The following is a 19,344-nucleotide window of genomic DNA, read 5'->3' as shown; positions in this document are numbered from 1 at the left end:
TAAAAGGCACCGTAATCAGGTGCCTTTATATTATTTTACTGGGGAATATATTTATATTCTTCCAGCATTTTATTAAGCAATGCAATATCTATATGATTTTTTAGCTTAAAAACTCCTGCACTATCTACTTTCTCTTCTATGTCCAAAAACATCAGCACAGCATGGTAATTAGGTCTGTTCCAGAAGTCATGGATAAAGATCAGCGTATCTGCAATATTCTTTTGCTTTTCTAACGTGTGCTTTATTGCATTAAGCGTACAGGCGATGCGAAAACGACCATCAACAAGAATAAAATCAAAAGCGCTATCATACTGCAAAATCGCTTCGCTATAATCCGGATATTTTTCCCGATACGTATTATTGACCGGATATCCCCACGCCTGTGTCGGACCAATGTCTACATATTCAACTTTACAGAGTGGGCCGCCCTCTTTTTTCAGCGTTTCTACCCATTGCTTATCGCTTTCAACACCAAATATTTCCACATCATTTTTAGCTGCAAGTTTGGTCGAACCGCCACTACCGAATTCAAAGTAAGATTTAGCCTGTTTCAGATAGCGTTCAAACAGTTGTATTTCCTTTTCTGACATCCTTGGTCTATCAGGAATGAGGGGGATCCCCCTCATCTCCGGCGCAGCCGGAGATGCACGATCGGCTTTGCTGGAACGGTAGTCGTTGAAATAACGTTTGGCCCTCTCTTCAGAATCTATTTTCAATACTGAATAGACAAAATCATGCGCCCGATAAACCGTGTGCATAATAAACGCCAATTTTTCACGCAGTTCTACTGTCATTGTATGCAACCGGGCATCATTCGGCACATAGACAGCGGCGGCGGCTAGCATTCTGGAAGATGGCAGCGTATTCCGTTCATCGATATGAGTTGGTGATGCATACTCGATTTTTGTCAACGTATGGAAAGCAAAACCATACTGCGCCAGCAATGCGGTAATATCACTGAATAACTGCTGATTCTGATGCGTTGCCGCAAAACTGATATGCACCTCAACGGCAAGGCAATTCGAAAGTATCCGCTCGCCATTGGCGATCACTTTACCAATATCGTAACGATTATCCAGAATAAGCCAATCAAGTTGCTCCAGCCCGTCGATGTGATCGAGTTTCACCGTTTGCGCCATTACTTCAGCAATCACCCGTTGTTGCTGCGTTACCAGCGGTTTCAGGTTGCTGCTGTATTCTTCGGCAAGACACATATAGACAGGCGTTGGCTGTCCATCCCCCAAACCATGGAATTTAACATGCTGTATGTCATTTTTTCGCAACGGGAAATGGCTATTTTGAACTCTTCCAACGAGATCCGTAATAACAAAATGAAACGCTTCGGTCGCCACCAACGGCGTAAACGAGGGGCTTACAGCAATACTACCACCATCATCAAGCGCAATAATTTTCCCCGCGAGTTTAAAATCGAACGGCGCATCCGCGTCATTTTTGTCAGTATTTTCTTCCATTGGATGCTGCAACGTCACCGGTTGTTTATCATCATGGAAATAAGGCAGAAAATCGTTGCTTAACGTCAATGCTTCGGGTTTCTTGCCTTCGCAGTAGCGCTGCCAAATAGCCCGCATGGCATCGGAAAAGTGTCTGGCGAACCGCTTGCCGTCACAAACGGGGGAAGCCAGCAGAATATCGCGCAAATGCTGGCGAATTACGCTCAGGCTGGCCAAATCCCGCGTCAGCCCCACGGTAATGTCAATGTACTGTTCCCAGTTATTGGCCACCAGCTCCGGCATGCCCGCGTTCACCAAATGGGTGGCGGAATGACGGCCGGCAAACGTCGGGCCGGGTAACGTCACCACCGGCACCCCCATCGCCATCGCCTCACAGGTGGTTAACCCGCCGGAATAGGGCCAGGAGTCCAGCGCGATATCAATTTCATTGTAGCGGGAAAGAGAGATCTGGTGCGGCGAATAAGATTCGGTTTCTATCCGTTCGCGTTCAATGCCGTGTTTTTGCAGCGTGGCATAAATTCTCTCGCACATTTTCTGGCTGCTGTACTGACGGCTTTTCAGGAACAAACGTGAGTCCGGCACCGCATGCAGAATTTTTGCCCACTGCTCCAGCAAAACATCATTGATTTTAGAGGCATTGTTAAAACAGCCGAAAGTAATGTATCCGCGCTGTGCGGCCGGCAACGCGGTTACTTCCGGCAGATAGGCTGGCGGATCGTAACAAATATAGTCATCCGGCAGGCGAATCAACTTTTCGGTATAGAGCCCGTCCACCCCCGGCGGCGTTTCCACGCCGTCGCTCAGCAGATAGTCCATCACCGCCAGACCGGTACTGCTGATCAATCCGCCTACCCATTTTATCTGAATCGGGGCCGGTGCTCTTAACATAGTCAGCACACGAGTGCCTCCACCGTAACCCGATAAATCAAACAGGATATCGATCTCATCCTGACGGATTTGTTGCGCCAACGCCTCATCGGTCAGGCTTTTCGTCACTTTCCATTGTGTACAGAATTCTTTTATTCTTTGGGTAATATCGTCTTCATTATTTGTTTCACCATATTCACTATAGGCATAGAATTCTATCTGTGACGAAGGAATATGCGAAAGCCCCAGCGTAATCATATTACCAACCGGATGACGGCGAAATCCCGCGGAAATCATACCGATGCGAATGCGCTTATTGGCAACCTTGCTATTGGCCTCAGCCCGAACAACATTGCCAGCAGGAAAAAGTTTCGGTTGCCAGGCTTTACATAACGCTAAAATTTGTTCAGCGGTTTTATCTGGCCAATAGTGCCAAGTGGAAATCCGATTAAAGAAAGGAGAAGAGTATCCCTTGCCAATCTGCGCTCCTTTTTTCAGGTAAAAATCCGCCTCTTTAAATAAACCAACGTCCAGCTTCAACGCACCCAAATTACTCCAATGTATGGCATTATCCGGTTCAGCCCGAACCAGTTCTTCCCACACAGCTTCAGCCTGATCATACTTATACACCCTTTTTAGCACCACAGCCTGAAGACCAAGTACTATGAGATTATGTGGATCCATCTTCAGTGCTTCGGACAAAATCTTTTCCGCTGCTTTTGACCGCCCGGTGGCCTCGAACAGACTTGCTCTGGCATAAAAAGCATCTATATGCCTGGGATGGTACTCTTCCACCTTATTAATATATTTCTCCGCTTCAGTAAATTTACCAAGCTGCAACAACGCCCGTACAGCGATCATCAATACCGATAGATTCTTCTCATCGTTGCGCAGCAAACCAACCGCTATCTCAAATGTTTTTTCTGGTTGAGTCTGAAGCAGATCTAACGCCTGCCGCACTTCTGGACTCACGTGCTGCCTATGTGATTTCCTGCTTACGCCTTTCGGGACCGTGGGTAAATTTTTCATATTTGGCGTTTCACTATAATTAACAATGATGAGGGATATCTACTGATGCGATTTACAACTTATTACTTCACAAATTAAAACGGAAAGCAGTATAACTCGCTGGAAATAAAAATAGCGGGTAAAATACCCGCCATTTTTTCGCCTATTTATTATGATTGGCGCTAACTTATTGCAGCAGAGACAGCACGGTCTGGGGAACCTGGTTAGCCTGTGCCAGCACAGAAGTACCGGCCTGTTGCAGGATTTGCGCCTTGCTCATGTTGGAGACTTCCGTCGCGTAGTCGGCGTCCTGAATACGGGACTGGGCTTCGCTCAGGTTAGTGGTGGTGCTGGCCAGGTTATTGATGGTGGAATCAAAACGGTTCTGTACTGCACCCAAGTTGGAACGCAACGTATCAACCTTTGCCAAAGCTTCATCCAGTTTCGCCAGCGGATCGCTGGTTGCTGCACCGGTGAATTCTGCCGTAGTCCCAACTGTGATACTAGTTGTAGTCCCGCTAGATACATCCGCAACATAGTTCGTACCGTTATAGTTTGCATAGGCTACAGTGGCACCGGTGCTATCCGTACCCAGTTGTACCAATACATCCTCCTTCAAGCCACTCAGACCGTTATCCGTAATGCTCAGGTCGTTGGTTACCAGCGATACAGCACCAGCAGTACTAACGTCAGCGGCGTAAACTTTATCGCCGTATTTAACCGCATACTGCGTCGTTGAAGTGCCAGCCGCAGTCTGCACGTTGTGCAGAGAGATATCGTCAGCGGTAAGGGCGTCGTCCCCAGACAGACCCAGCGCCGTGTTCAGAGAACTAACTGCGTCAGACAAATTAACACTGATCGGAGCCGTAGCAGTACTACCTGTATTCAGGGCAGTCACCGCATCGCTCAACTTCGGCGCCGCGCCCGATACAGAGAAGCCGCTCAGACCCAGCGTATCTCTGTTAATTTTGGACAGGCTAATTGAGATAGTCTGACCATCCTGCGCACCGACCTGGATGGAAACGGAAGTCTTGCTGCCGTCCAGTACTTTAACGCCGTTAAAGTCGGTTTGGGTGGAAATACGGTCGATTTCATCCAGACGCTGGTTGATTTCGTCCTGGATGGACGTCAAGTCAGAAGAAGAGTTGGTGCCGTTCTGCGCCTGTACGGTCAGGGTACGGATGGCCTGCAGGTTATCGTTGATTTCGTTCAACGCGCCTTCAGTGGTCTGCGCCAGAGAGATACCGTCGCTGGCGTTGCTGGAAGCCTGAGTCAGACCGTTGATCGCGGAAGTGAAACGGTTGGAGATGGCCTGACCGGCGGCGTTATCGGCCGCGCTGTTGATTTTCAGACCGGAAGACAGACGTTCGATCGCCGTACTCAGTGCAGACTGAGACTTGTTCAGGTTATTCTGCGCAATCAGCGAAATGCTGTTGGTGTTGATTACTTGTGCCATATAAGGAGTTCCTTTTAACGCATCCAGTGGATGTTTTAGCAATAAAGGTTCAGGCTTAACTGCCTACGGCGTCTACCACCGTCCTCTCTGATATCGGCGTACCCTTTCTAACCTTTAGCATTTAATTTAAAAATTTTTTTACGCCGAGCCTATTCCATCACTTTCGTACTCTTATACTCCGTCATCCCGATCTGCACAGGAATGACGGTATATGGTAGAGATGACAACGCTATTCAAGATAGTGAATTGCGCCACAGATGCGGTATTAACCTGGCGCGGATAGGTGCTTTCTCATACCATTCACTTCACGTTTGCGATGTACATATCAATTAATAGCAAGATAAAGCCGTAATCAGTTTGCTTATTAACGGCAACGATATTTTTTCTTTCAGGTAAATTTTTATTCTATGCTGCCGATAACCAGAAAACTGGATTTAAACATCACTCATCAGGAGTAAGGATTTATGGCAACCACCATCACATCCGCTACATCTACTGTCGGCGCGCTGACTTCAACGTTAGGACTAGGTACGGGTTCCAGTCTGGATCTGTCTACGGTACTGGAGTCATTACAAACCGTGGAAGAGCAAAAGTTGACGGTCATCACCAATAAACAGACCGCCTATCAGGATAAATCCGATGCGTATGATGCGCTGCAAACCGCACTGGAAACCTATTCCACCGCCACGGCAAAGCTGACCGACAGCGATCTGTTTAATGCTAAAAAAACCTCCACCAATACCGCGTTTACCACCGAAGTCAGCTCTTCCGCCGCCACCGGCAGCTATAGCGTTAACGTAACGCAGTTGGCTACCGCGCAAACGCTGGTCACAGAAACTCAAGACAGCAAAACCACCCAACTGGGCACCAGCGGGCTAAGCGATCGCACATTGAGCATTACCGTCGGCAGCGGCAGCGCGGTGAGCATCAGCCTGACCGATGAGCAAACCACATTGTCCGGTATCGCCAGCGCGATTAACGCATCCAACGCCGGCGTGACCGCCAGTATTGTGCAATCCGGCGACAACAGCTACCAGTTGACCATCACCTCGAACGAAACCGGTGAAACCAACACCATCGCCATCAGCAGCAACGACAGCGCACTGGAAAGCATTCTTGGCGACACCAGCTCCACTCGCTTTGAATCCGTTGCTGCACAAAACGCCAAGCTGACTGTCAACGGCGTGGATATTGAGCGCAGCAGCAATACCGTTACCGACGTGCCGGCGGAAGGCGTGACGCTGACGCTGACTTCCGTATCCACATCAGCGGAAACGCTGACTATCAGCAAAAGTATTACCGACGCCACCAGCGCGATTAAAGCCTGGGCGACAGCCTACAATACCTTGCAGACCGCCTTTACCACTCTTTCCGATCCTGAGCAGGACACCGGTGTGCTTTCGTCGGATTCGGTACTTCGTTCGGTGAAAAATCAGCTTAAATCGTTATTAAGCACCGCACAGAGCAGCGATACTTATAAGGTGGTCAATGAGCTGGGCATTACGCTGAAAAGTGACGGTACTCTTTCCGTTAACGATACTGACCTGATCAATGCGCTGACAGAGAATGCGTCTGCGGTGAGTGACTTCTTCGTCGGCGACGGCAAAACCACCGGGCTCGCAACCCAGATGGTGGCTAAGGTGAGTACCTTTACCGATACCAAGGGAACGATCGCACTGGCTAAAGAAGACGTGACTGATATGCTCAGCAGCCTGAGTAAACAGTACACCAAGGTGCAGACCAGTATAGAAGCCACCATGGCCCGTTACAAAACCCAGTTTGTTAAGCTGGATGTACTGATGTCGGAAATGAGTACGCTCAGTACCTATCTGACCAACCAGTTTGAAGCGCTGACATCCAGCAACAGTTAATTTCGGAGTTCACATGTCGACAATGTACGGTTCTCAGGCTTATGCCAAAGTCGGGTTGGAAAGCAGCGTAATGAGCGCCAGCCCGCATAAACTGATTACGCTGCTGTTTGATGGCGCGCTGAGTGCGTTGATGCGCGCTGATATTTTTATCCAGCAAGGCGATACCGTTGCCAAAGGCAATGCCATTACCAAAGCAATCAGAATTATCAACAGCGGGCTACAGGCTTCTCTGGATATGCAAAAAGGCGGGGAAGTCAGCCAGAATCTGGCCCAATTATACGATTATATGGTCAGAAAGCTGTTGCACGTTAATTTATATAATGACCGTGAGACGCTAGCTCAGATTACCGAGTTACTACGCGGCATCGCCGACTCATGGAAACAAATTGGCGAGGATGCGCCGGATCAGGCAAAGGCAGGCTAATATCTGGCCGGGTTTAGTCATCCCTTGCCGCGGCCAAAATTGATCCATCAGTCATCTTATTCGTTCCTGTAACTTTTATTGCGTTTTGCACAAGGAAAATGTAATGCACGTCAGTCAATCCATGCTGAGCGGCTATCAACGTATACTAAATCTTAGCACCGACATGCTTCAACTGGCGCAGCAGGCTGACTGGGAGAAGTTGATCGAACTAGAACAGCAGTACGTTAGTACAATCAATGAACTGCCCATCGACACCAAAGAACAGCCCTATTCTTTGACGTTATCAGAACAACAGCAGATTCAGGATTGCCTGCAACAAATACTGCATAATGAGAGTGAAATCAGTCGGTTACTTAAAGCACGAATGGAAGAGTTAAAAACGTTGATTGGAACTTCATCACGGCAAAAATCCGTGAATCAGGCTTATCATAAATTTGCCGATGATGAGTCCATGTTGCCGGGGGATGTTAGCTAAGAGAACCAATACGTTAATGGTAAAAGGATCCTCGGTTAATCATCCAATCCATGGGGCTTGCCCCCAGGTTGTGTTCAAAAACACCCCACGTGTTTTTGTGTGCAAGAACAGCGGAGTTGGCAGCTAAGATGGTTCGCGTAAAAACGACAGCGTCAGACTAATCGTAAGATTAGCGACACCTGAAACATTGATTGCTATATTTTGGCAACACGGTGTAGTCGGATAATACAGATGCTGTATTACACCGTCATATTCATGATTTCCTGATAAGCCGAAACCAGTTTATTTCTTACCTGAATGCCCATTTGTAACGAAAGAGAAGATTTTTGCAAATCAACCATCACATCGTTGAGCGCTATCCCCGGTTTGCCCAGTTCAAAATCCTGCGCCTGAGTGCGAGCCGTCTGTTGCTGTGTGCTGATTTTATCAAGGGCAGATTTCAGCTCGGCGGCAAATCCGCCACTGCTTACATTGGATGATACGCCGCCCCCCGCCTGTGCCTGTACTGCTGTTGCCTGCAACTGCTGCAGAACGGACTCTATACCCTGAATTGACATGTTATTACCACGACAGAATAAATGATGATGGAACCATATCAGATTCCCGCTTCTTCTAACGCGCTAAATAGCTATAAAAAACACAGCTAATTCAGCCATCGAATGTGTACCTCCAAGGAAATAATGTCATTCCTCCCTATTGGAGGCAGCCATTGTTGATGCGAGTAACGTCATTGCTCATCAGGGAGTCTGTTTTGTTGTTACTAATAATTATCAAGATGTTTACCATCAGGAATATTGCATGAGCACCGTGAAAAGCAACCCACTCTCAAAAGGTAGTGATGGATTGACAGCGCTGCTCAGCCGTTTACGGGCTAACCCTAAAATACCGTTATTGATAGCATCCGCTGCGGCTATCGCCATTATTACCGCGCTGGCCTTATGGGCAAAAAGTCCAGACTATCGGGTATTGTACAGCAATCTGAACGATCGCGATGGTGGCGCCATTGTGCAGCAACTGACGCAGATGAATATCCCTTATCAATTTGCTGACGGCGGCGGCGCGTTATTAATCCCCGCCGACAAAGTGCATGAAACTCGTCTGCGTCTGGCACAAGCAGGGTTACCCAAAGGGGGAGCGGTTGGATTTGAACTGCTCGATCAGGAAAAATTCGGCATCAGCCAATTCAGTGAACAGATTAACTACCAGCGTGCGCTGGAAGGCGAACTATCCCGAACGATTGAAACACTGGGGCCGGTACAAAACGCCAGAGTCCATCTGGCCATGCCAAAGCCATCGCTGTTCGTGCGTGAACAAAAGGCGCCTTCAGCATCCGTCACATTGAATCTGCATCCGGGACGGGCGCTGGACGAAGGGCAAATCAATGCCATCGCCTATATGGTATCCGGTAGTGTTGCCGGCCTGCCGCCTGATAATGTCACCGTGGTGGACCAGAATGGCCGTTTGCTGACGCAGTCCGATGGAACCGGTCGCGACCTGAACGCTGCCCAGTTGAAATACACCAATGAAGTGGAAGGTCGTTATCAGCGCCGTATTGAAGCCATTCTGTCCCCGATGGTCGGAGCAGGGAATGTTCACGCGCAGGTAACCGCTCAGCTTGATTTTGCCAGTCGTGAACAAACTGACGAGCAGTATCAACCTAATCAGACGCCGGAAAAGGCTGCAATCCGCTCACAGCAACTCAGTCAGAGTGAACAACGCGGCGGACCGAACTCAGGAGGCGTGCCTGGAGCGCTGTCCAACCAACCGGCCCCTGCCCCCGTCGCGCCGATTACTGCGCCCGCCGCCAATGCAAACAACAATGCCGGCAATCAGGCCGGGCAAAATAACGCAGCAACCGCACAAACCGGCGCCAACATCTTGCCTGGCAGTACCCGCCGAGACGAAACCACCAACTATGAAGTGGATCGTACTATCCGGCATACGAAACAGAGTGCGGGAACCGTACAGCGCCTGTCGGTAGCTGTCGTCGTCAATTATCTGCCCGCGGGCGAAGATGGCCAGCCAGTAGCCTTAACCGAAGCTCAGTTGAGACAAATCGAGGATCTGACTCGTGAAGCCATGGGGTACAGCAGTGAACGCGGCGACTCCATTAATGTGGTCAATACCCCCTTCACTCAGTCAACCGAAGGCGGCAGCGAACTTCCGTTCTGGCAGCAGCAGGCGTTCTTCGATCTGCTGATTAACGCCGGCCGCTGGCTACTGGTATTGATTGTCGCCTGGATATTATGGCGCAAACTGGTTCGTCCTCAATTGCAGAAAAGAACCGTATCAGCAGAGATGGCGGCGGCAGCGACCGCGGCAGGAATTAACGATGACGTGGTTGTTAAACTGGGCAGAGATGAACTGGAACAACAGAAGAAATCGCAACAACGTGTTAGTGCTGAATTGCAAAGTCAGCGCATCCGTGAGCTGGCCGAAAACGACCCTCGCGTTGTCGCTTTGGTAATCCGTCAATGGATGGGTAGTGAACTATGAGTCTGACCGGAACAGAAAAAAGCGCCATCTTATTGATGACGATTGGCGAAGATCGCGCTGCGGAAGTGTTTACTCACCTCTCTACGCGTGAAGTTCAGCATCTCAGCGCATCCATGGCAAGTATGCGTCAGGTTTCTCATCAACAGTTGACAGAAGTGCTGAAAGAGTTTGAAGCGGATGCCGAACAATATGCCGCGCTGAGCGTAAATGCGGGCGATTACCTGCGCTCCGTGCTGGTCAAAGCCTTAGGTGAAGAACGCGCCTCCAGCTTACTGGAAGACATTCTGGAAAGCCGTGAAACCACATCGGGTATGGAAACCCTTAACTTTATGGAGCCGCAAAGCGCTGCCGATCTTATCCGTGATGAACACCCGCAGATTATCGCCACCATTCTGGTGCATCTGAAACGCGCTCAGGCAGCCGATATTCTGGCTTTGTTTGATGAGCGTCTGCGCAACGATGTCATGTTGCGTATTGCCACCTTTGGCGGGGTACAGCCTGCCGCATTGGCCGAACTGACCGAAGTGCTTAACGGTTTGCTTGACGGACAAAATCTCAAACGCAGCAAGATGGGGGGTATTCGCACCGCCGCGGAGATTATCAACCTGATGAAAGCGCAGCAAGAAGAAGCGGTTATTGAAGCAGTGCGAGAATTCGACAACGAGCTGGCACAGAAAATTATCGATGAAATGTTCCTGTTCGAGAACCTGGTCGATGTGGACGATCGCAGTATTCAGCGTTTGCTGCAAGAAGTGGAGTCCGAATCGTTGCTGTTGGCTCTGAAAGGTGCCGAAGAACCACTGCGCGAAAAATTCCTGCGCAATATGTCTCAGCGTGCCGCCGAAATTTTACGCGACGATCTGGCCACTCGTGGACCGGTGCGTATGTCGCAGGTGGAAACCGAACAGAAAGCCATCCTGCTTATCGTTCGTCGCCTGGCCGACAGTGGCGAGATAATTATTGGCGGCGGTGAGGATACCTATGTCTGACGCCCTGAACGATCAGCCATGGCAACGCTGGACACTGGACGACTTCGCCGTGTCGCCAGCCTCGCTGGCGCCAGAACCGCCATCCAGCGAATCGGACGAGCAAACTGATGCCGCAGATATTGTCGCCCAACCGGTTGATGAGTTACAACTATTGCGCGAACGAGTCCAGCAGGAAGCGCATCAGGCAGGGTTTAAGCAAGGACAAAAACAAGGGTACGATGCTGGTTATCAAGCCGGGTTAGAAGCCGGCCGGCAGCAGGGGGTGATCGATGCCCAACAGCAGCAGCAACCGCTGACCGATCAGTTGCAACAGATGGTTACGGAGTTTCAGCAAACGCTGGATGCACTGGACAGCGTTATCGCGGCCCGGCTGATGCAGTTGGCATTGACGGCAGCCAAACAAATTCTAGGACAACCGCCGGTCTGTGACGGCACCGCCCTGCTCAATCAGATTCAGCAATTAATTCAACAGGAACCGATGCTTAGCGGTAAGCCTCAGTTACGCGTTAATCCGGCCGATCTCGAACGTGTCGAGCAGGTTCTTGGCCCAACACTGAGTCTGCATGGCTGGCGACTGCTGGCGGATAGCCAGCTTCACCCCGGCGGATGTAAAGTCAGTGCTGAAGAGGGCGATCTCGATGCCAGTCTGGCGACCAGATGGCATGAACTATGCCGTCTGGCGGCTCCGGGAGAATTATGATGACGCTGCGCCTCTCTCGCTGGCTCTCTTCACTGGATGTGTTTGAAAAACGCATAGCCAGTACCCCGACGATACGCCGCTATGGCCGGTTAACGCGTGCGACAGGGTTAGTTCTCGAAGCAACAGGTCTGCATCTGCCATTAGGTACAACCTGTTTGATTGAGAGACAAAATGGTCATAAGACTGAAGAAGTTGAAAGCGAAGTGGTTGGCTTTAATGGTCAGAAACTGTTCTTGATGCCACTGGAAGAAGTCGAAGGTATTACCCCAGGCGCACGTGTTTATGCCCGGCAAACGCCAGAAGGCAGCCCGCAGGGGAAACAACTTCCGTTAGGACCAGAACTCCTCGGGAGAGTGCTGGACGGCGGCGCTAAACCCCTGGACGGTTTCCCCGCCCCGGAAACAGGCTATCGCGCCCCGTTGCTCACCGCCCCCTTCAACCCATTACAGCGCACACCGATTGAACATGTGCTGGACGTGGGCGTACGCGCCATCAACGCGCTGCTGACCGTTGGCCGCGGCCAGCGCATGGGACTATTTGCCGGATCCGGCGTGGGTAAAAGCGTACTGTTGGGGATGATGGCTCGTTACACTCAGGCCGATGTGATCGTCGTTGGTCTGATCGGTGAACGTGGACGGGAAGTTAAAGATTTTATTGAAAATATCCTCGGCGCTGAAGGACTGGCTCGTTCGGTGGTCATTGCCGCTCCGGCGGATGTTTCTCCTTTGCTGAGGATGCAAGGCGCAGCCTATGCAACACGCATTGCTGAAGATTTCCGCGATCGGGGGCAGCATGTATTGCTGATTATGGACTCCCTAACCCGCTATGCCATGGCCCAGCGTGAAATTGCTTTGGCAATTGGAGAACCTCCGGCAACCAAAGGCTATCCCCCTTCCGTTTTTGCCAAGCTCCCCGCGCTGGTCGAGCGTGCAGGTAATGGTATACATGGCGGCGGTTCCATCACGGCATTTTATACCGTGCTGACCGAAGGGGACGATCAGCAGGATCCCATAGCCGATTCAGCGCGCGCGATTCTCGACGGACATATTGTTCTATCGCGCCATTTGGCCGAATCCGGACATTATCCAGCCATTGACATTGAAGCATCGATCAGTCGTGCCATGACAGCCCTGATCGATGAACCCCACTACGCAATGGTTCGTCAGTTTAAACAATTGTTATCCAGCTATCAGCGTAATCGCGATCTCATTAGCGTGGGGGCTTATGCCAGCGGCAGCGATCCCATGCTGGACCGGGCAATTCAACTGTACCCGCAAATGGAAGCCTTTCTGCAACAAGGTATGTTTGAGCGTTGCGATTATGAAACGGCCCGGCAGCATCTGGCCATACTTTTCCAGACAGATAAGGGCGCGCAATGAAAAGTGAATCGCCAATGGAAACATTACGAGATCTGGCACAAAAAGATGCGGATGAAGCAGCTGTTTTACTGGGAAAAGTTCGTCAGTCGCATCTTCAGGCGCAAAAACAGCTCGACATGTTGCTACAATATGAGGACGATTATAGGCAACAGTTGCAGAATAATCTGGGAAAAGGCATTAACTCTGGCAACTGGCATAATTATCAACAATTTATACAAACGCTTGAAAAAGCGATTGAACAACATCGACAACAGCTGGCATTGTGGAATCAGCGCTTACAGCAGGCAATCCAGGCCTGGCAAGCTAAACAGCAGCGTCTGAATGCTTTTGTCACATTGCATGAACGAGCCACACAGAAACTTTTGCGACAGGAAAACCGTCTCGAACAAAAACTAATGGATGAGTTTGCACAACGTACTTCGTTGAGGAAATAATGCTATGAATCTGTCTACTGTCACAATGATTACTACAAATGACAATCAGCGTATCGAAAAAAGCGTTGTGAATGGTGGTATTCCCGATCTTCCTGCACAAGAGCAAAATTTCGATCAGGTTCTTGCCTCTACGCTGACCAATAGTCAGAAAACGGCATTGAAAGAAGAAAGAACCCCGGATAAAAACCAGTCGGACAACGCAACGCCGCAGAATCTGGATACGGCTCAGGCCATCGACGACGCCGATCAGGCATTACAGGAGGTCGCGTCGGAAAATATATCCTTCCATAAAACGAAAAAATCATCATCGGATGAGACGTCTGATGTTAACAATGCAAACGGCGTGATTTCTTTTGTCGCTGCCGATCTGCCGACTGAACAACAGATAATTTTACCCCCTGACGTAAACCCAACCGTATCAGCGGACGTCCAGAATCTATCAGCAGCGGATGAAGCGACCCAACTGTTAGTCTCGATGATTCAAGCCAGTCAGTCTACTGGGAATACGCCAGTGTCTGCTGCCAGTGGTACAGTCGCCAATGAAACCACCGTGAAAAATGAGTTGGCTACGTCGTCACCAATACTGACAGCGCTGACGCAGGCAACAACCGCATCGACCGCGTCAACAGATGAGAGCGATCTGCTATCAGATGATAATACGCAAAATACGCTATCATCGGCTGCCACGACATCCCAGTCTAAATCTTCGTTCTCAAGCCGCAGTCTGTCTGAACAGAATGAAACCGTCGCTGATTTAAAAACTCGTGCACAGAGCATTCACCAAGAGACTTCACTCCGGGACGAATCCGGCGCTTCGTCATTCACACCAGCTAATCAGCGCGATGGGTTATCTGCCAGCGCTCAGTCATTATCAGCGATAAACGTTGCCGTACAACAGCCCGTATCCGTTAGTGCGCAGACACCGGTAATTCAAACCAGCGCATCAATTGCCCCAATGGTAACCGCACAAATCAACGCTCAATTGGGCAGTGGCGAATGGCAGCAGGCTATCAGCCAGCAGGTGATTATGTTCACGCGTAACGGTCAGCAAAATGCAGAACTCCGTCTTCACCCGCAGGAACTGGGAGCGCTGCAAATCAGTCTTAAGCTGGATGACAATCAGGCCCATCTGCATCTGGTCTCGGCAAACAGCCAGGTGAGAGCGGCGATGGAAGCGGCGCTTCCTCATTTGCGAACCTCGATGGCGGAAAATGGTATAAATTTGGGGCAAGCCAGTGTGGGTAGCGATACCTCACCCGGGTGGCAGCAACAGACACAGCAGCAATCCCAGAATAGCCATACCGCTGAGCAAAATATACTGAATGATGCCAATGGGACACAGTCAGGTTCGATCGCCCCAGCTTCGGTAATAGCCAGCGCGGGGCCTCTTTCTGGCAGAGTGGATATTTTTGCCTGATCTGTGTGAGTAAACGCACAAGTTAACGTGATTTTCTTCGTCTATTCATCCTATTGATAGCTGGAATTGACGGGATAATCAATGATATTACGCATTAATTCAGGGCAATATATTCTGCACTGGATATCAATAGTAACAGGAATCATCTTTAGCTATGTCTGAAAATGCACTCCCGTCAGGACGCAAGCGCACTGTCTGGCTTATAGTTGTGCTTACTATTATATTCGCTGGCGGCACAGCAGCAGGCGTGAGTTGGTGGTTTCTGCATCAGCAAAAATCAGCCGCTGCCGTGCAGGAAGCGCCACCTCCACCAGAACCGGTTTTCATGCCGTTGGATACCTTTACCGTTAATCTGGTCAACCCCGACAACGATCCTGACCGGGTGTTGTATGTCGGCTTTACTTTGCGCTTGCCGGATGAAGAGACGCGCAAACAGTTAAATAATTATTTGCCAGAGGTGCGCAGCAGGCTACTGTTGCTGCTTTCCCGCCAGAGTGCGATCGAGTTGGCTCAACAGCAGGGGAAACAGAAACTGGTGGAGGACATTAAACAGGTTCTGAGTACACCACTGGTTCCTGGTCAACCGAACCTGATCGTTACTGATGTCCTGTTCACTGCTTTTATACTGCGATAAATATTATGGGCGATAGCATTCTTTCTCAGGCAGAAATTGACGCACTACTGAATGGTGACAGCGACGGAAGTGAAACACCCGACGTAGCGGTTGGCGCCGACGGTGAGGTCAAACCCTACGATCCCAATACACAACGCCGCGTCGTTCGGGAACGTTTACAGGCGTTGGAAATTATTAACGAACGTTTTGCCCGCCAGTTTCGCATGGGGTTGTTTAATCTGTTAAGGCGGAGCCCAGATATTACCGTTGGTGCGATAAAAATACTCCCGTATCATGAATTTGCCCGCAATTTGCCGGTACCGACCAATCTGAATTTAATTCATTTAAAACCGCTTCGCGGCACGGCATTGTTTGTATTTTCGCCAAGCCTGGTATTTATTGCGGTCGATAACCTGTTTGGCGGTGACGGGCGTTTTCCAACCAAAGTTGAAGGACGTGAATTTACCCATACAGAACAGCGGGTCGTAAAGCGTATGTTGCGTCTGGCGCTGGAGGCTTATGGTGATGCATGGAATGCAATCTACAAACTCGATATCGAATACGTCCGCTCCGAGATGCAGGTGAAATTCACCAATATCACCACCTCACCTAACGATATTGTAGTGACAACGCCTTTTCATGTTGAAATTGGTTCTCTGACTGGGGAATTTAACATCTGCATTCCTTTCGCGATGATTGAACCTCTACGCGAACTGCTGGTTAATCCCCCACTGGAAAACTCACAGCAGGAAGATAAAAGCTGGCGTGAGACGCTGACCAAACAGGTACAGCATTCAGAGCTGGAGTTGATAGCCAATTTTGTTGATATTCCTTTACGCCTGTCGCGCATACTTAAATTGCAGCCCGGCGATGTATTGCCAATTGATAAACCAGAAAGATTAATTGCCCATGTGGATGGTGTTCCTGTTCTGACTGGTCAGTACGGAACCCTGAACGGGCAATATGCTTTGCGTATTGAACATTTAATTAACCCCATATTGAATTCTCTGAATGATGAGGAACAGCCCCATGAGTGACAACAAGAACCCGTCCGAAGGAAAAGAATCAGTGGACGATCTGTGGGCTGATGCATTTAACGAGCAACAGGCGGCAGAGAAAAGCGAATCCAGTAGTACCGATGGTGTTTTCAATGCTCTGGATGCACAAGAAGGTATCGGTTCGTTGCATGACATCGATCTTATCCTGGATATCCCAGTTAAATTAACGGTTGAACTGGGCCGCACCAAGATGACCATTAAGGAGCTGCTGCATTTATCACAGGGTTCTGTTGTAGCCCTGGATGGGCTGGCCGGCGAGCCTCTGGACATTCTCATTAACGGGTATTTAATTGCTCAGGGAGAAGTCGTCGTCGTGGCTGATAAATATGGTGTCCGCATCACGGATATTATTACTCCAACTGAACGTATGCGTCGCCTGAGCCGTTAATGTTAACCTCGCTTTCATCATCTTCTCAGACCACGCTGTCGAGTGTAACGACTGAACCTCCCTTGACTGGCGGTATGCTGCTGACACAAGTCAGCAGCGTGCTTGGCGGGATCCTGCTGTTTATTCTTTTGATTGCCTGGTTCATGCGTAAACTTGGCTTTGCCCCGCAAGCAAAATCAAACAAATTACTCAAGGTGATTTCTGCATGCCAGGTTGGTCAGCGGGAAAGAGTTGTCATTGTTGAAGTTGATGATAGTTGGCTAGTACTAGGAGTAACCACTCAAAACGTTACTCTGCTGCACACGCTGCCTGCTCAGCCACATGATATGCCCGAATCCGGACAGACAAAGCCAACGGAGTTTTCCCGTTTGTTGCAAAAAGTATTAAAACGTCCGGGAAAGCCGGAATGAATAGGCTCCAACGCGTATCATCCTGTTTATTAAAAACGTCCCGCTTGTTGATGTATCCGATCGTGGGTAGCCTACTGCTTCTGACCCCCTCTGTTTTTGCGCAGTTACCAGGGTTAGTCAGTCAGCCACTGCCAAATGGCGGACAGAGCTGGACGTTACCCGTTCAGACACTGGTTCTACTGACATCGCTGACATTTATTCCGGCAGCGCTGCTGATGATGACCAGTTTCACCCGAATTATTATTGTACTCAGCCTATTACGTAATGCGATGGGTACCCCCTCAGCCCCTCCTAATCAGATATTACTGGGGCTTAGCCTTTTCCTGACATTTTTTATTATGTCACCGGTACTGACTAAGGTTTACCAGGATGCCTACCTTCCTTTCAGTCAGGATGAAATCAGTATGGAAGTGGCTCTTGAACGTGGCTCCCAACCTTTGCGCGAATTTATGCTACGCCAAACGCGCGAAGCCGATTTGGCCCTTTTTACGCGGCTGGCCAATATCCCGGCTCCGGAAGGTCCGGAAGCCGTTCCTATGCGGGTATTATTACCCTCTTTTGTAACCAGTGAATTGAAAACCGCTTTTCAGATCGGCTTTACCGTATTTATTCCTTTTCTTATTATTGATTTAGTAGTTGCCAGTGTTCTGATGGCACTGGGGATGATGATGGTGCCACCGGCTACGGTATCGCTTCCGTTTAAACTGATGCTATTTGTTCTTATTGACGGTTGGCAGCTCCTCTTAGGTTCCCTGGCACAGAGTTTTTATAGTTGATGTAAAAAACAGTTTGGGGAAAAACCATGACACCTGAATCAGTAATGGCTCTCGGTTACGAAGCAATGAAAATCGCGTTGTTACTGGCTGCGCCACTTTTGCTTGCGGCGCTGTTTAGCGGATTAGTGGTTAGTCTGCTACAGGCTGCAACGCAAATTAATGAAATGACACTCTCTTTTATTCCCAAAATATTGTCCGTATTTGTCACCATTCTCATCGCCGGCCCCTGGATGCTTAGCGTGATCCTTGACTATATGAGAACACTTTTCAGTAACCTGCCAACCCTTATCGGTTAGCCATGATTGAATTTGACAGCCAGTCTTATAGTGAATGGATGGTGCAATATTTCTGGCCTTTTGTCAGGCTGCTGGCACTAGTGGCAACAGCGCCCATACTTAGCGAGCGGGAAATTAACTTTCGGGTAAAAATTGGTCTGTCTCTGCTGATAACTTTTCTAATCGCCCCGCATATCGAGCTGAATTCAACACCCATTTTTTCCGCGGCAGGAATCTGGTTACTCCTTCAGCAATTGATCATTGGCATTACCTTAGGTCTAACCATGCAGCTGGCTTTTGCTGTTTTTCGGATCGCCGGTGAAGTCATTGGTCTGCAAATGGGATTATCTTTCGCTACTTTTTTCGATCCGTCAGGCGGCCCGAATATGCCTGTGTTAGCCAGATTTCTGAATCTACTGGCGATGTTGTTGTTTCTTACCTTTGATGGGCATCTGTGGCTTATTTCCTTACTATCCGATAGTTTTCATACTCTGCCCATTAGCGGCGGGCTGTTAGATACCAATGTTTTTCTGTCAATAGCCAGAGCCGGGAGCATAATCTTTATTAATGGGTTAATGCTGGCCCTGCCCATCATAACGTTATTACTGATGATTAGCCTGGCGCTCGGTATACTAAACCGAGTGTCTCCACAGCTATCCGTCTTTGTTATTGGTTTTCCCGTCACGCTGACTATAGGGATATTTACCATCGGGTTATTGATTCCCTTGATTGCCCCTTTCGCCGAACATATATTTGGTGAAGTCTTCGATTTATTGGCAAATATATTGTCAGACTTGTCGTCTTGATGGTCATTAGCGTAAAAAAAATGTGTGTCA

Annotated in this window: 19 protein-coding genes; 16 read left to right on the top strand and 3 right to left on the bottom strand. The window is 49.3% G+C overall.

Annotation, left to right across the window (positions count from 1 at the left end):
* Positions 1 to 35 precede the first annotated feature (35 nt).
* A complete protein-coding gene (locus DDT52_RS02560; protein ID WP_168709721.1) occupies positions 36 to 3,311 on the bottom strand; it encodes an O-linked N-acetylglucosamine transferase, SPINDLY family protein in 3,276 nt (1,091 codons plus the stop codon).
* Between the two features lie 223 nt (positions 3,312 to 3,534).
* Positions 3,535 to 4,803: a FliC/FljB family flagellin gene (locus DDT52_RS02555; protein WP_136154977.1), complete on the bottom strand. Its 1,269-nt coding sequence runs from the start codon at positions 4,801 to 4,803 to the stop codon at positions 3,535 to 3,537.
* 464 nt (positions 4,804 to 5,267) lie between these two features.
* On the opposite strand from DDT52_RS02555, the gene fliD reads away from it, so the two are divergent.
* From fliD to fliT, 3 genes are all read left to right on the top strand, one after another.
* Positions 5,268 to 6,674 (top strand): flagellar filament capping protein FliD, encoded by a 1,407-nt coding sequence (gene fliD, locus DDT52_RS02550; protein WP_136154976.1) that lies wholly within the window; start codon positions 5,268 to 5,270, stop codon positions 6,672 to 6,674.
* Between the two features lie 13 nt (positions 6,675 to 6,687).
* Complete coding sequence (fliS, locus tag DDT52_RS02545) at positions 6,688 to 7,098, top strand: flagellar export chaperone FliS (RefSeq protein ID WP_136154975.1); 411 nt, start codon at positions 6,688 to 6,690, stop codon at positions 7,096 to 7,098.
* Positions 7,099 to 7,201: 103 nt separating this feature from the next.
* Complete coding sequence (gene fliT / locus DDT52_RS02540) at positions 7,202 to 7,573, top strand: flagellar protein FliT (RefSeq protein WP_109053262.1); 372 nt, start codon at positions 7,202 to 7,204, stop codon at positions 7,571 to 7,573.
* Between the two features lie 239 nt (positions 7,574 to 7,812).
* Here the strand turns inward: fliT and fliE are convergent, their stop codons facing one another.
* On the bottom strand, positions 7,813 to 8,130 hold the full coding sequence (gene fliE / locus DDT52_RS02535; protein WP_136154974.1) for a flagellar hook-basal body complex protein FliE: 318 nt from the start codon (positions 8,128 to 8,130) through the stop codon (positions 7,813 to 7,815).
* A 241-nt stretch (positions 8,131 to 8,371) separates the two neighbouring features.
* On the opposite strand from fliE, the gene fliF reads away from it, so the two are divergent.
* The 13 genes from fliF (at position 8,372) to fliR (ending at position 19,314) form a co-directional block, all read left to right on the top strand.
* A complete protein-coding gene (gene fliF, locus DDT52_RS02530) occupies positions 8,372 to 10,069 on the top strand; it encodes a flagellar basal-body MS-ring/collar protein FliF (RefSeq protein ID WP_136154973.1) in 1,698 nt (565 codons plus the stop codon).
* Positions 10,066 to 11,058 (top strand): flagellar motor switch protein FliG, encoded by a 993-nt coding sequence (fliG, locus tag DDT52_RS02525; protein ID WP_136154972.1) that lies wholly within the window; start codon positions 10,066 to 10,068, stop codon positions 11,056 to 11,058. Before fliF ends, fliG begins: the two co-directional genes overlap by 4 nt.
* On the top strand, positions 11,051 to 11,758 hold the full coding sequence (gene fliH / locus DDT52_RS02520; RefSeq protein WP_136154971.1) for a flagellar assembly protein FliH: 708 nt from the start codon (positions 11,051 to 11,053) through the stop codon (positions 11,756 to 11,758). Before fliG ends, fliH begins: the two co-directional genes overlap by 8 nt.
* Positions 11,758 to 13,137 (top strand): flagellar protein export ATPase FliI, encoded by a 1,380-nt coding sequence (fliI, locus tag DDT52_RS02515; RefSeq protein ID WP_136155263.1) that lies wholly within the window; start codon positions 11,758 to 11,760, stop codon positions 13,135 to 13,137. Before fliH ends, fliI begins: the two co-directional genes overlap by 1 nt.
* Positions 13,134 to 13,571, top strand: a complete 438-nt coding sequence (gene fliJ, locus DDT52_RS02510) for a flagellar export protein FliJ (protein WP_136154970.1) — start codon at positions 13,134 to 13,136, stop codon at positions 13,569 to 13,571. Before fliI ends, fliJ begins: the two co-directional genes overlap by 4 nt.
* A gap of 4 nt (positions 13,572 to 13,575) precedes the next feature.
* The gene (locus DDT52_RS02505; protein ID WP_136154969.1) at positions 13,576 to 14,988 is read left to right on the top strand and encodes a flagellar hook-length control protein FliK; all 1,413 of its coding nucleotides are present in this window, start codon (positions 13,576 to 13,578) and stop codon (positions 14,986 to 14,988) included.
* Between the two features lie 154 nt (positions 14,989 to 15,142).
* Positions 15,143 to 15,622: a flagellar basal body-associated protein FliL gene (gene fliL / locus DDT52_RS02500; RefSeq protein WP_136154968.1), complete on the top strand. Its 480-nt coding sequence runs from the start codon at positions 15,143 to 15,145 to the stop codon at positions 15,620 to 15,622.
* Positions 15,623 to 15,627: 5 nt separating this feature from the next.
* Positions 15,628 to 16,638 (top strand): flagellar motor switch protein FliM, encoded by a 1,011-nt coding sequence (gene fliM, locus DDT52_RS02495; protein ID WP_136154967.1) that lies wholly within the window; start codon positions 15,628 to 15,630, stop codon positions 16,636 to 16,638.
* Entirely contained in the window at positions 16,631 to 17,047 is a 417-nt protein-coding gene (gene fliN / locus DDT52_RS02490) for a flagellar motor switch protein FliN (protein WP_136154966.1), read from the top strand. Before fliM ends, fliN begins: the two co-directional genes overlap by 8 nt.
* On the top strand, positions 17,047 to 17,457 hold the full coding sequence (gene fliO, locus DDT52_RS02485) for a flagellar biosynthetic protein FliO (RefSeq protein WP_247595464.1): 411 nt from the start codon (positions 17,047 to 17,049) through the stop codon (positions 17,455 to 17,457). Before fliN ends, fliO begins: the two co-directional genes overlap by 1 nt.
* Before the next feature lie 50 nt (positions 17,458 to 17,507).
* Positions 17,508 to 18,233 (top strand): flagellar type III secretion system pore protein FliP, encoded by a 726-nt coding sequence (fliP, locus tag DDT52_RS02480; RefSeq protein WP_247595482.1) that lies wholly within the window; start codon positions 17,508 to 17,510, stop codon positions 18,231 to 18,233.
* 26 nt (positions 18,234 to 18,259) lie between these two features.
* Complete coding sequence (gene fliQ, locus DDT52_RS02475; protein WP_136154964.1) at positions 18,260 to 18,529, top strand: flagellar biosynthesis protein FliQ; 270 nt, start codon at positions 18,260 to 18,262, stop codon at positions 18,527 to 18,529.
* Positions 18,530 to 18,531: 2 nt separating this feature from the next.
* Positions 18,532 to 19,314 carry a flagellar biosynthetic protein FliR gene (gene fliR, locus DDT52_RS02470; protein WP_136154963.1) on the top strand — a complete coding sequence of 261 codons (783 nt, stop codon included), beginning with the start codon at positions 18,532 to 18,534 and terminating at the stop codon, positions 19,312 to 19,314.
* The last annotated feature ends 30 nt before the right edge of the window (positions 19,315 to 19,344 follow it).

It is taken from the genome of Brenneria roseae subsp. roseae, assembly GCF_003115845.1.
Classification (GTDB): domain Bacteria; phylum Pseudomonadota; class Gammaproteobacteria; order Enterobacterales; family Enterobacteriaceae; genus Brenneria; species Brenneria roseae.
The sequence above is the reverse complement of the archived record's forward strand: the minus strand, read 5'-3'. Positions and strand labels throughout refer to the sequence as shown.

Coding starts and splice junctions, on each gene's coding strand:
- fliE (WP_136154974.1), bottom strand. CDS start 8,130: ATGTCAATTCAGGGTATAGAGTCCGTTCTGCAGCAGTTGCAGGCAACA.
- fliO (WP_247595464.1), top strand. CDS start 17,047: ATGTTAACCTCGCTTTCATCATCTTCTCAGACCACGCTGTCGAGTGTA.
- fliI (WP_136155263.1), top strand. CDS start 11,758: ATGACGCTGCGCCTCTCTCGCTGGCTCTCTTCACTGGATGTGTTTGAA.
- fliL (WP_136154968.1), top strand. CDS start 15,143: ATGTCTGAAAATGCACTCCCGTCAGGACGCAAGCGCACTGTCTGGCTT.
- fliG (WP_136154972.1), top strand. CDS start 10,066: ATGAGTCTGACCGGAACAGAAAAAAGCGCCATCTTATTGATGACGATT.
- fliJ (WP_136154970.1), top strand. CDS start 13,134: ATGAAAAGTGAATCGCCAATGGAAACATTACGAGATCTGGCACAAAAA.
- fliD (WP_136154976.1), top strand. CDS start 5,268: ATGGCAACCACCATCACATCCGCTACATCTACTGTCGGCGCGCTGACT.
- fliQ (WP_136154964.1), top strand. CDS start 18,260: ATGACACCTGAATCAGTAATGGCTCTCGGTTACGAAGCAATGAAAATC.
- fliR (WP_136154963.1), top strand. CDS start 18,532: ATGATTGAATTTGACAGCCAGTCTTATAGTGAATGGATGGTGCAATAT.
- fliH (WP_136154971.1), top strand. CDS start 11,051: ATGTCTGACGCCCTGAACGATCAGCCATGGCAACGCTGGACACTGGAC.
- DDT52_RS02555 (WP_136154977.1), bottom strand. CDS start 4,803: ATGGCACAAGTAATCAACACCAACAGCATTTCGCTGATTGCGCAGAAT.
- fliT (WP_109053262.1), top strand. CDS start 7,202: ATGCACGTCAGTCAATCCATGCTGAGCGGCTATCAACGTATACTAAAT.
- fliF (WP_136154973.1), top strand. CDS start 8,372: ATGAGCACCGTGAAAAGCAACCCACTCTCAAAAGGTAGTGATGGATTG.
- fliS (WP_136154975.1), top strand. CDS start 6,688: ATGTCGACAATGTACGGTTCTCAGGCTTATGCCAAAGTCGGGTTGGAA.
- fliM (WP_136154967.1), top strand. CDS start 15,628: ATGGGCGATAGCATTCTTTCTCAGGCAGAAATTGACGCACTACTGAAT.
- fliN (WP_136154966.1), top strand. CDS start 16,631: ATGAGTGACAACAAGAACCCGTCCGAAGGAAAAGAATCAGTGGACGAT.
- fliP (WP_247595482.1), top strand. CDS start 17,508: ATGTATCCGATCGTGGGTAGCCTACTGCTTCTGACCCCCTCTGTTTTT.
- DDT52_RS02505 (WP_136154969.1), top strand. CDS start 13,576: ATGAATCTGTCTACTGTCACAATGATTACTACAAATGACAATCAGCGT.